The following is a 12,717-nucleotide window of genomic DNA, read 5'->3' on the forward strand; positions in this document are numbered from 1 at the left end:
TTCACCGAATGGACCGCTCCCTCGGCGCGCGACTTGCGCGGCACCCGATCATCGCGACGCTCTACGGGGCGGAGCAGATCGACGCCTTCATCGACAGCACCACCGAAATCGCCATCGTGGCGAACGTGGAGTTGCGCAAGCTGCACGCCGTGGTGGCGACCATCACCCGGGCCGACAAGATCGCCATCGTCAACATCGACAGCTGCGAAGGCATCTCGCCGGACAAGGGGGGCGTGGAATACCTGGCCGAGATCGGCGCGACCAGCCTGGTGTCGACCCGCGTGGCTACCATCCAGCGTGCCAACCGGGCGGGTCTTCTCACGATGCAGAAGGTGTTCGTGACCGACCGCTCGACCTGGCCGCGCAGCGTGAAGGCGCTGGAGCAGAGCGATCCGAACCTTGTTCAGCTGATGCCCGCGCCCATGCTCCCGCACATCTCCGCCAAGGAGCGCAACGCACTTCCGCCGATCGTGGCTTCCGGCTTCGTCGTCACCCCCAACGACGTGCGCAGCGCACTGGCGGCCGGTGCGGTGGCGGTGTCGACGAGCGACGCTGCCATGTGGAGTCTCGACATCAAGCCGCTCAACGTCGACGAACTGCGCCCGCGCTAGCCAGGTGTCCTGAGCCTCGGCCTCGCCAGCAGGAAGCGCGGCGTCTGACGGCGTAGGCTGTGCGAAAACTCCATTGACTCACGTTTCCAAGGGTTCTGGATCAGGCCACCAGTTCTGTCGTAAGCGAGCGCGGAACTGTCGATCCGCTCTCGCCACCCCAGGCCCATTGGGTCTTTGCACGGCTACGCACCCGTCCGGCTCGCACATTCCTCCTGGGATGCCCAGCCAAGAAAGCGGACACGATGGCCGCCGTGGCACGGGCAGATGCGAGAACTTGATCCATCTCGACGTGCATCGGCGATGTCAGCCCACCGGTTGCGCAAGCTCGACGAAATCCGACCAAGACTTCAGCTGCAAGATCTCTGTCCACGCGTGGCCTGCCATTTGCGTCTATGACCCACCGGTCGACCAGACCTACAGGCAAGATTCGAAACACCCCGATGACTTCCAAGCGCCGATGTGTGGAACCTTCGATGGGAATAGGCAAAACGAAGTCGTACGAGAACACTGCTACTTGGGGCAATGAAATTTGAGCTTTGTCCATAGGAGCTTCGGAGCACTGCCCCATGTGAGAAATCTAGGTGAAAAGTATCAACTCGAAAACACAAAGGGCCACGGCAGAAATCAGAAGCTTTGTGAACTTGGCCACGTTCTGCGCGCATCTCATCAGATTGAATATCTACTCGCCCAATCTCAATCACGAACCTACGCGGGCGTCTCTGTCAGCATAAAAAGTAAGCACAAAGATTTCACAAATGTGAGTTATCTCCGCGGACGCTGCAGTTTGCGCATGTGCCTACGTTCGGGAGGTGACCCGCGGGCGTACAACATCGCTGCAGCCGCGCAAGCGGTGGGCACCCTCCCTTCTTAACCCGCTTCGGCGGGTTCTTTTTTTAGCGTCCTCCAACCATTTTCCGACTACGTCTCGCCCCGGAACTGCTGAGACGCGAAGCGTCATGGGTGTTGCTGCGCGTAGCGGGAGAGAAAGTTCTTGAAATCAAGGACCGTCTCGCTCAAATCGCCGTCCTTCGGGCTCAACACGCCCACCGGTTGTAGCGGCGGGATATCAACCACGTCGAGTACAGCCAGCAACCCAAACTCCACCAACTGGCGAAAGACGCTAAATGGCGCAAGCATCACGATCCGCTCACTACGGAGCTGTGCCACTGCGATGGGGGTCGAGAGCGCTTCAATACTTCGGTATTTGGGACTGATTCCGTGATGCTCCATGAGTTTGTCGAACACATGACGAGCCGAAGTCGAGGAGTGCAATAGCAGCCAGGTTTCATCAAACAGGTCTGAAAAACCCATGGCCCCCCTGGATAGCAACGGGTGCTTTGGCCCAGTAACCACGACGAGCCGGTCAGGCATCAGCTCAGAGAACCCCCACCCCTCCGGCCGCACCTCTGGTTCACGACACAGCATGAGGTCAATTTCCTGCTTGAGGATCATTGAAGCAGTCCGTGGCAAGCGGGCTTCGTGAATCTCGATGGTCACATCGGGTCTCATTTGCGCAAAAGGAGGCAATGCCCGCACCAGAAGGCCACAAATAGCGCCGTGGATGGCGCCGACGCGCACGATGCTATTGGCGCTTGAATGCCGGTAGGCGAGGAAATCCGTTCCTCTTTCTAGCGATGCCAAAGCACGCCGCACGAAGGGGCGCAATTCCTGCGCAGTTTCTGTCATCCGCATGCCGCGCGCGTGACGTTGAAAGAGTTCACACTCGAGCAACTCCTCAAGATCGGCGATCAGACTCGTCACCGCTGGCTGCGACACTCCAATCGCTTCGCCGGCGCGCTTGGCGCTGCCTAGTTCCGCAACAGCATTGAACGCCTGCAGGTGACGAACACGGCCACCAGTCATAAGTCGACCGTACAGAACCGCTGATGATGGCTTCATGGCTAAATACCTCGCCACAAGTACAGCTCACTCCTTGCGAGAAGAAGTGGCAAGCTCCCCGTGCCGATAAATGCGATGCAGGCTACACCATGCCGGACTCTACCGCCACGCCCAGCGCGAACACATCGTTCAGATGCTTGAGTTCACGCGGGCCCTGCGAAGCAGTGCCGCGTCTCGTCTGCCCGCCGGTTGGCCAACCCTGCACGAGGGTGTAGCCCTTCACCCCGGTCTTCGGGTCCACGCGACTGGTGAAACTCCACACGAGCTTGCCATCGTCGCCGCGGCTCAGGCGCTGACAGCCGCGTGCCCACTCGCCGCGATTCCACGCCGCCATCGCACCGCTGCTGCAGATGGGTGGCGCGCCTAAGTTCCAGGCGTGGCTGCTGCCGGCGTCGAACACGTCCTGCGGTGGCAGGCGCTTGAAGCACTGCGCGAGCTGCAGCTACACCCGCACGATGGCTGCCTCTTCTTCACGCGCGCACTTCTCCGGGCTCCCGCGCTGGCCCACGATGATCGGCGTCGACGTGACGTGACGTGACGGGTCAGGCCCTTGCAGATCGTGGGGATGCCGCCGGCGAGCTTGTCCGCGTAGACGAGGCCCGCATTATGCTGGTCTGATTCCCATTTTCCGAGGAAGGCCGCCAGCCCAACGCTGGCCAGAATGAGCGAGCCGCCCAGATGGGGGAAGTAGCGCCGCACGCTCACAGCGCGTCCTCTCGCGAGGCCCGGCAGGACTCGCTCACAACGGGCCGGGCGGCGCGCCGCATCAGCTCCATGCGCAGGGCGGACTCGGCAGCCTGCCAACGGTTCGGCTCGCGCTTGTAGTACCAGTTGAAGATGAAGCTCGAATGCCGAGCAGCTCACCCAGCGTGGGGACGTTGAGAAGCTGTCCCAGCGCGCTTTGCGGTCAGCATGGCTAATGTAGAACCGCCGCCCACCTTGGATGAGTGCAAGCGCCACGCCAGACAAGAGGCCTGCGTCGATGCGGCCGCCCAAGTTGTCAAGGAACTGCTCGGAGTCGCCCTTGTAAGGCTCGCAATGGACGTCGATAGCAACATTCAGAACAAGTTCGCCGAGGACGGTACTGGGGTTAAACAGGTCCAGCACAGTTAAAGTGCGCGCAAACCTACAACCGGCGCGCGTCCTCCGCACGGGGCCGAGACAGCCGGTCTGCCCAACCACTCACGACAGTGCCCCTCCAAACGGTCGATGATGGCTTCGTCGCTACTCATTGATGATTGGGAAACAAGTCTGCAGTAGACGGCATGCATCTGGCGCATCTCCACTGCGCCGACAAAGCCACCGCCTTCCGCAGCCTTGGACACGAAGTACAGGAATGTCCAGTCGCCATCCAGCCGTTGAAAGCTAGGTGCATCCCTCATCCCCGGTACTCAGCTCCTGCTAACGGGGCATTTAAGAGGGTTAGCTTTTGGCGCACAAACGGGACCGCCCCACGCTGCCGATGAGTGCTTGCACAGCTTGCGGCAACAACGGTGCCAGAGCACCCTACGACCATTGATCGGAAGGAGGGCATGGCGCCAAGCACGCCTTACTGCATGCGGGCGCATGCTTTGTCCAGCCGAGGGTGGCTTTTTGCAGGACGACAGGTATCGTTTCACGGGACTCCTGCACAGACTTCACTTTGGCTTCACTTGCGCCGCGCACACTGGCCTTCGACAGCGGTTCGGCGCTGGTAGAGGCAAGGGGAAGAAAGAAATTGCTCAGGGAAACGCCTCGATGCCGACCGCTGTCACTCTTCAATGGCCGCTTGGCCGAGGCAGGCGTGTACAAGATCAGAATGATGCTGAGGTACCGTGTTGAGTATTGGTTTGGTCGGCTATCGGAGGTGCATCGGACATGGGCCCGCTTGGCAGTCTGCTGCTCAGGACGCAGCCTGATCTGGAGCCGTCGCGCGGCGGCTAGTGCAGCGGTCGACCCTGGAGACGACCTGTACAGCCTTGGGACTGATGAAACGTCGGCCTACTCACCCCGCTGCTGTTCGGTGCCTGCAGTGCAGGGGAGGCGCTAATTCATGCAGTGGTTGAATCACCGCCCCTAGTACCGCCCTCGCTTCCATCGAGGTGACCCAGCACATGCTGCCAAGGCGGCACCCGGATCGCCGGCTGGTTGTGACGAGCCTGTTCGTCATCAAGTCGCTCATCGTCAGGCTGCTTCCATGTCAGATCAGCCACCAAGAAGTCCAACCACGCTGGCATCAAGTCCAGGCCATCGGCCTTGGTCAGTGGCGCGGGTTGCTGGTGATGATCTTGCAAGCAGGCCATGATGCGCTGGCGAACGGACGCCGGGTCACTAAAGAAGCCAGCAAACGCGTCCAGCGCTGGGCCACCTGACTCAGCCCTCAAACTACCACCCCTCTTGGCACTGAGCAATTCGGCCAGAGCCTTGTCAAAGAGCTCGCGGTTGTGCAGTGCCTCGCAGGGCGCCGGAAACGCTTTTGCGGTCAGCAGGCGCTCCAGGGTTTGGCAACCTTCTTCGCCCTTAAGTTGATTTCGCAAGGCGGCCACGAGCGCCCGCGCGTTGTCTTCTTTGCGCAAAACTTCCACGATGGGCAAATAGGCCACCATGGACACAGTCTCGGGCAACAACTGCGGGCGCGGCTTGCCACTCACCAAGTGAACCGGGTCCAAATCCACCACAACCAGGGCCTGGTCCGCCTCAGACAGCGCCCCCTGGCACGACGGCTGGAGGATGCCGTGGTGCCAGCCGTGGTAGGGCGTGGGCAGGCGCACGATCCCCGGGTGTTCCTTCGGCGTCTGCACCGAGTCGCAGCCAATGAAGCAACTGCCGCCCACACTCAGCCCCTTGATGACGGCATTGCAGAACACCGAGGCCGTTCCCGAGGCCAGCACGCTGGCTTGGCCGGCATGCCAATAGTCGTTGCTTCGGCTTGTGCACGCCGGCACCAACAGCACCGATCGCCGCTCCCGGTTGGCCTGGGTGACGGTCAATAACTCGCCCAACGCCTGGAGGTCACGATTGACGAGTTCCGCAGCATCGGTTGCATTTACGCCGAACTGCCGTAACACCTTGGCCAGGTCTTGCAGCAGGGGGCGGCGGTTGGCCGGGCTGGTAAGCAGGAACAGCTCGGAGCAGATCAGCTCCATGCAGTAACGCAGCTTTTGCGGGCCGTGGATGAGAGCCTGCATTAGCGCCTTTAGCTGGTCCATCGTCCATGTGCGACCCGGTGTACCACGCAATTGCTCCAGCACCTCATCCTCTTGATACAGGGGTGCCAGTACTTTGCTGCTTGGGCAAAACAACTCGTGCGCCGCCACGGCGCGGTATTTTTTGTCGCGCTGAAACTGCATGACCCGGTCATCGCCTTGCAAGCCAAAGGCGTCGGCTTCGGCCTTGGCTGGCTGCCACAGAAGGGTCAGTTTTTCTTTCAGGTGCTCCGTGTGATTGCTCGCTGCCTCGAACTGACGGAAGGTGCCAGCCAACACGGCCAAGCCTGGGTGGTGAAGCAACTCATCCTTCAACCATTTCACCGTGTCTGGCCGAACCGACACCTCCGGCAGCACTAGGAGCTGCACCTTCAGTTCGCGGCAGGCGCGCAAGGCCTGACCCAGCAGGACACGGCGTCGATGCTCGGGCCAGGAGAGGACCTCTCGGTCGTCCTTCCAATGGAACTCCGCACCGCGCTTAGCGGCCCTGTCCACGGCCTTGAAATCGCCGTCAAGATGCGCCTGCAACTCCTTCTGCGCCGCTGGGGCAAAGGGAACGCCACGAAGTCCGACCTCCGCGATGGGGTGGCTGTAGCTGTCATCCACCCGCCACTGGAACAGCGCGACACGCAGATGCCCATGGGCGGTCAGATCCTCGTCTTCAATGCTTCTGCCAGTTCCGAAGCGCTTGCTCCACGAGTCTCTTTGCCACTCTTCCAAACGATCAACCCGCTCCGCACCAGAAGTAGTAGCGGCCGCTGGTGCGGATGGCTCGGAACGCTCAACAGCTTGGTCGCGCTGCGCCGATTCACCCACTTTGCCAGGCGAGGGGATCGCGGGCAGTGCTTCGTCTGCCTCGGCCGTCATGGCCCGCTGAACAGAGGCGTCGCCGGGCACGCCGTGATGTGGTCGCCGCGCGGCCTGCGGCACTCCGGGCGCAAAATCCTCAACGCTGAACCACCGGCCAAGCTTGTGATCCAACGTGTGCACCGCCAGCAACTCATCGTCAACGCTGCTGCTGCGTGTCTCTGACCACAGCGTCAGCTTGCGGCGGCCAACGGATCGCTGCGACAAGGTATTGGCAAACAAGCTAGTAAATTGAGGCGTGCTCATTTGCCAGCTTGCGCCGCTGGCGTCGGTGAAGTCGTCAGTGTGCGGATGGCGGCCAAACTTTTGGCCTTCCACGTTAACCACGCGCATGCCGCGCAAGGCGTCAAGTGCGCACAGCGCCTTGGGCAAAGCGGCCATTACCTCGTCCCAGTGCTGCAGCGGGAAAGTGGGTAAGGCATCAAAGGGCCAAATCGCCTCCCGTTCCTCAGCACGTTCCTCTTCACGGATCCCATCGGCTGGCGCGGTCTGCCACTGTGCCAGGGCTTGGTACACGGACATCAGGTCCTGGAGCTCAAATGCCTGCGGCAAGCCGACATCCAGCAAGCCGATCAGGGCCAGCATCCACTGCCAAGGGCTGGCCTTGCAGAGCGCGGGCCAATCGCCATCCAGCAGCCGCTTTCGTATTGCGCTGTAGTCTCCCTGCGGGTCCAGGCGCTCCATGTCGGCCATGTCCCAACGCGGTGGCAGATTCAGGCGTTCGGGCATGCGGGCGGCGCCCGACGCCTGTGCATAGCCCCAAAGCGCGGCCACACTGCCCCGCAACCCAATGCCGACGGCGGTCAGCGCCAGTGCCACGCGCAAGGACGCATCATTGCCATCGTGGGCGACATGCGTGGCGGGGTACAGCACTTGGTACAGCGCAAGCATCAGGCCTAACTCTGGGCGAACCGGCGCGGCCTGGCCAGTGCGTGGTTGCAGTGGCAGGCCCTGCAGCACCCACAGCGGCAACCTGTTCAAAGCCTCGGGAAACACTCGGTGCAACACATGCCGCATGTCATCTCCGCTGCCATGTTCAAGGCGCAGGACCATGGCGCGGCTTTCGGCCTCCACCTCAAGCAAATGTCGCACTTGGGCTTCCAAGCCCTGGTACGCCGGGAATTTTTGCAGCGAGGCCAGCGCCCGCTTCACCGTGCGCGGCAGGTCGGCCTCAGTCTTACCCATTGAATCAATCTTGGACGATGACAGATAGCTGCCCTGCAGTTTGCGCAATTGCTGGCGCAGCACATACGCCTCGATTTCCTGCTTGGCTTGGGCTTCGATGGCTTCTGTGCTGCCTGCTTCGTCGCCCGGTGTCTTGCGCTCATCAAGCTGCTCGTCGCGCTCACCGGTCTCGCCGCCCATGTCAGCGGCCACACCCAGCACATCCGCCACTGCCCAACCCACCCGCCACAGCTCCGCCCCCGCGAAGGGTACCGTCACCGATTGCACGCGGCCGTCCAGGTCGTGGTACCAGGCGTTAACGCCCAACTGGTCGCTCTCAACGCGCTCAGCCAGCAGGTAGAGCGTCGTCTCGTCGCCTCGGACTTGCTGGAACAACTGGGGCCGGAAGGGCACGTAGGCCAGTCTGCGCCCGCCATCTACAGTCTTCTGGTGCATGGTTAATAGCGCATGGTAGAAGCGCACCGCCCGGTGTGTGATGGGCACTTGGGCATCTTGCGTGCCGATTGCAGGGAGGGCCAGTTCAATCCACGGTCTCGGCTCGGCGCTCTTCGCCACAACAAGCCTTTGTGCTACCGATTCCACTTCGACAAAGCGCACGGTCGTTTCGTCGGCTGGGTAAGGCGGCTCGGCATGCATAGCCACCTGGACAAATCGTTGCTGGATCCCAGGTGCTGATGGCGGGGAATCTGATGCTCGCAACGAGTATCGATAGAGAAAGCGCCCATCGGCGCTAGTGTCAGCATCGATTGCAAACAGCGATGAGGCGGTCTCGCTGACAGTCGGCAGGTGAGGGATCAGTTGCTTGTTAAGGCCGGGCTCTGAAAGCAGACCTGGGAACCAGCTCGCCAGGGTGGCAAGTCGGCTCTTCGATGGCGAACTGTTGATGACGAAGTCAATCGCCAGACCGAGGTCCGGAGCGTTATCGTTCGGCAATAGGGCACTGCCCTCATCGTTGGGCTGTGCCAGTTGATCAATGACCTCATGCGCGAGCAACAAGCCATCATTGCTCGATCTCTTGGGTCGTCGTTCCCGCAGTGCGTTCAAGGGATGATGGTCGGTGTCTTGCTGCGCCAGAATGGGGCCGGCCAGGCACAGCCACTCGATGGCTGTCAGCGGGCCGTCTTGCTGCGGTGGCAGCGCCAACGTGGCGTCTGAGTTGCCCAACAGGCGATGGGCCTTGCGCACCACCATCCGTGCACGTCGCAGCACGTGATCGTTGTTAGTCGCTGGCTTTACCTGGGCTATGAATGCCGGCTCGCAGACCTGATGGGCTAGGCCCAGGCGCAGCTTGCGATCCCCCTCTCGCTCGGTCAGAAACTTGCCGATCTCCTGCCAGGGATGGTTATCGAGCAACTTGTCCAGACCTTCCACGGCAAACAACCAGTGGTAGCCACGCTGCGCAAACGCGCTGGCCCAGGGATGCTCACCGCAGACCTCGTTCCACAACTCCCAGAAGCGCTCCCACAAGCTCTCTGGCGTCGCCACGCTGCCGACTGTGGCGGCCACCTGCCACCACAGCCAGCGTGCACAGAGGCCCAGGTCACCCGCGCGCAGATCGGGCGCACCCAAGACAGCCTTGACCTGTGCAGCAATCTCGCGGGGCTCATGCATCAGCGCCACACGCCGCAGCATCTGCAAGGCGCACTGGCGATCCACTTCAGGCAGTTCGCCGCCCAGGCTGTAGTCAGTCTCGCCATCCCCCACAAGGGGGGGCTCCCAGGCAGGCACAGATGGTGCCAGGCCACGCCCGTCGTTGAGCTGGCGCACCACCTGTTGGGGCGAGCCGGCGCGCACACGCTCGCCTTTGTGAATCAGGTCGATAGAACGCTCGGCGGCCTTGGCTTGCAGCAGTTCACGCAGTTGCTTGAGCAAATCTTCGCTGTCGGCAAACAGCACGATGTCGTCTACATAGCGCGCATAGCCCGCGCGCGGGCGCCAAGCGTTGTCAGGACCTTTCTCGGCTGTGCGGTGGATAAAGTCGCGCGCCGCCTCGTCCACTGGAAACAGCGCAATAGTGCCAATGTAAGCCGACAGTACCGGCCCTTGTGGAATGCCAACGAACTCGCTGCTGCGCTGAGGTTTACCCTCGGCGTCGGGATCACGGTATTCGTGGTGAAAGATCAGCCCGACCAGCAAGCTCTCCAGTCTGGCCTCTAATGCGGCGTCCCAAGCGGTTACGCTGGTTTCTGGCAAGCCGAAGATGCGCCCCAAACCCTCGGGCACGCCATGCGCGGCCAAGGCTTGGTTCAGCGGTGTCAACAGCGCATCGCGCACGACAAAACGCTGGATCGAGTCGTAATAGCGCTTGGCATCCAGCCGCAGTACATGTACGCGGGGACCGATGGCATGGCACTGCTTGGCAAGGCTGGCCATGAACTCACGCCAGCACTGCCCAAATGGGCGGAACATGCCTTGGTCAGACGGAGTCTGGTCGCCCTCCAAAACGTCCATGTCGATCTGGTAGCCAAAGCTCAGGGTCTTGGGCAGATCCAATTCATCGTCAAGTTCATTGAGCGGTGCACTCAAGCTCGTCACCAGCACTTCTCGGCGCGAGGCATACCAGCGCACGGCGGGGATGCAGTCTGAAAAGGCCTGGCCTGCAGAGCTTGGCCGGTCATGACGCTGGCTGAGCAGTTCATTGAGCACCATCTGCTGCACATGCAGGTCGGCAGGGTGCGGCATCACCTTGCGGCGCGGGTCGTCCAGTACCTTCGGATCGGCCGTGAGCTTGCGTGGAAGGTGCACCGCGTCAAAGGGTGCAGCCTGTTTCCAAGAGCGGGCACCGCCCATCATGGCCTTCAGACGATCCAAGGCAATCTGGTCAAACAGGCGGGCATTTCCGCCCAGGGTCTGCCAAGCCTCTTCATCGCAGGGCAACTCGCCCCGGCGCGCGCCGTGGTAGGCCAGACTGCGGGCCAGCGCCACACGCGGAAGCTTTGCTTCGAGGTACAGGCCACGTGCTGGCAACGCACTGTGGCTGATTTTGGTCACTGCCAACTCGGCTTGCAGTTGCTGGGCCCAACCCCAATCGCAGGCCTTCAAACGTGTCGCTGCAACCTCGGCTGGGCGGGCCCCGTAGAGGCGCCTGAGCGCCATGCCGACCCGGAACAAGGCTCGCTCACGTACGGTCGGCACCAAGTGGTCAAATCGCTCGGGCCGCAGATCTGAAACATCTTGGCCGCCCAGAGCCTGTGCCAACAACACGGCCTCAGCTGGCAAGTCGAAGGGCTGCAGCCAGGCGGTGGCTTGCTCTGCCGTGCGAAGACCACGCAAGCACGTATCAGGGTCTTTTCCCAAGGCTGGCGTGCTGCGCCAGGGCATGCCCACCCAGCGCAAGTTGACGCCGCGCAGATCTAGCAAGCGGCGCACCAGCCGATCCGTGCCCCCAAACCCGGCCGGATCATTGTCAAGAAACAGGATGTACGCCAGCTCAGCACTGGAATCCGACTCTTCTGCCAGCTTCTTCAGCCGCTCCATAGGCTCTTTGCCCAAGCTGGTGCCCATCAGCGCTACGGCAGGCAGGCCAAGGAATTGCAGGCGCAAGGCATCCAGAAAGCCCTCCACCAAGTACAGCTTAGCCGGCAGGTGGGCTTTTAGGGCCAGCTTGACCGCATTGAAAGCTGCGGGTTCATTGAACAGAACCTTGGCCTTTTCAAAGCCGGAGGTGAGCAAGTACTTGGCCACACCCTCGGGCGGCACGCCCTGCAAGGCGCGGCCTGCAAAGCCAAGCAACTCAGGCTGCTTGGCCGTGCCACCGCGAATGGGAATGACCACGCGGCCGTCATGAAAGCTGTCTTGGAACTGGTCATGCAGATTCAGCTTGCCCTGCACTGGCGCAGATACCGGATGCAAACGCTTGATCAAGCCCAGAGTCTGCAGACCATCGGTCAGTTCAGCACGCTCACCGATGCTCTTGGACTGCAAAGTCCCCACCAAAACACCACTCGTAATGCAGCGCAGACCTTGCCCATATAGGAATTTTCGGTCGAAGTCACGCTCGGCGCACCAGGCCGTGAATCGCAGGTCATCGTGCTGCTCATCGTAGATGCGCAGGGCAAACTTCAGTGCTGTTTCGCTGGCGGCGGCATTGGCGGCCCGCTGCCTGGACTGCCGACTCGGCGCCTTGATGCCGAACTGCAGAGCTAGCCATTGCACCGCCGGCAAGAATTCCAAGCCCAGGACTTTCTTGACCAAATCAATGGCGCTGCCATGGGCTCCGCATGCAAAGCAATGGTAGTGCGCAGCGGCTGCACCGTCGGCCGGGTACAGATTCAACGACGGTCTGGTGTCTTGGTGAAACGGACACAGAGCTTGGGTGGTGGCGCCGCGCCGCTCGGTCGCCATGCCCAAGCGTTGCATAGCGTCTTCCAGCGGAATCTTGGAGAGTAAATCACCAACGTCGTAACGACCGTCCATCGTCCCCTCCTTTGTCATTCGATTTGTTAGGGACAGATTAGCAGACGCATTCCTGGATCCGCCCACAGCGCCAGTCGAGAGTTGTGCGCGCCATCAGATAACCCGCGACCGCCAACGTCCTGGCCTTTGCAGGCGATCCACAAGCATAGGGCAATGCAGCGTCGAGAGGAGGAAGCAGAGAGGAGGAAGGGACGTAGAGGCAGCAAGAGACGAGCGAGGCCGCGGGGGCGCTGTCGAGGCGAGAGCCGGTCAACGCGCCGAAGCGGTCGTCTGCCGACGATTCAGCACCGTTCATCCTCGAGCGTCGCCTTTGGGAAGTAAAGCGTGCGCCTGTAGCAACGACTGTCAGCTGACCGGTTTCCGCGACAGCGGCCTTTTCACCATCGGCGCTGAGTGATGCAGTTCAGTCTGGAGCGGGCACACCTGAAGGGCGGCTACGCAGCGATTGCCGTCGTCGCCTCGGAGCCACCAATGTCTGCATTGAGGGCGAAACCCGACACCCGAGTTCGAGGGTCGCCTGCCGGGTTTTAGGAAAGGTCTGAGCAGGTCACCAA

General features: G+C 61.6%; 4 protein-coding genes. 1 reads left to right on the plus strand and 3 read right to left on the minus strand.

The features are described 5' to 3' along the window. Nucleotides 1-8 precede the first annotated feature (8 nt). The gene (locus IG196_RS25200; RefSeq protein WP_192193506.1) at nucleotides 9-611 is read left to right on the plus strand and encodes a glycerol-3-phosphate responsive antiterminator; all 603 of its coding nucleotides are present in this window, start codon (nucleotides 9-11) and stop codon (nucleotides 609-611) included. Between the two features lie 954 nt (nucleotides 612-1,565). Here IG196_RS25200 and IG196_RS25205 read toward each other — a convergent pair. The 3 genes from IG196_RS25205 to IG196_RS25215 form a co-directional block, all read right to left on the minus strand. Further along, nucleotides 1,566-2,510 (minus strand): LysR family transcriptional regulator, encoded by a 945-nt coding sequence (locus IG196_RS25205; RefSeq protein ID WP_192193507.1) that lies wholly within the window; start codon nucleotides 2,508-2,510, stop codon nucleotides 1,566-1,568. An 82-nt stretch (nucleotides 2,511-2,592) separates the two neighbouring features. Next, on the minus strand, nucleotides 2,593-2,910 hold the full coding sequence (locus tag IG196_RS25210; protein ID WP_192193508.1) for a hypothetical protein: 318 nt from the start codon (nucleotides 2,908-2,910) through the stop codon (nucleotides 2,593-2,595). 1,630 nt (nucleotides 2,911-4,540) lie between these two features. Next, a complete protein-coding gene (locus IG196_RS25215) occupies nucleotides 4,541-12,163 on the minus strand; it encodes a CHC2 zinc finger domain-containing protein (RefSeq protein ID WP_192193509.1) in 7,623 nt (2,540 codons plus the stop codon). Nucleotides 12,164-12,717: the final 554 nt, after the last annotated feature.

This window comes from Variovorax sp. 38R (assembly GCF_014843395.1).
GTDB lineage: Bacteria > Pseudomonadota > Gammaproteobacteria > Burkholderiales > Burkholderiaceae_C > Variovorax > Variovorax paradoxus_H.

Excerpts from the sequence above, each read along its gene's own strand:
- IG196_RS25200 (WP_192193506.1), top strand. The coding sequence starts at position 9 with ATGGACCGCTCCCTCGGCGCGCGACTTGCGCGGCACCCGATCATCGCG.
- IG196_RS25205 (WP_192193507.1), bottom strand. The coding sequence starts at position 2,510 with ATGAAGCCATCATCAGCGGTTCTGTACGGTCGACTTATGACTGGTGGC.
- IG196_RS25215 (WP_192193509.1), bottom strand. The coding sequence starts at position 12,163 with ATGGACGGTCGTTACGACGTTGGTGATTTACTCTCCAAGATTCCGCTG.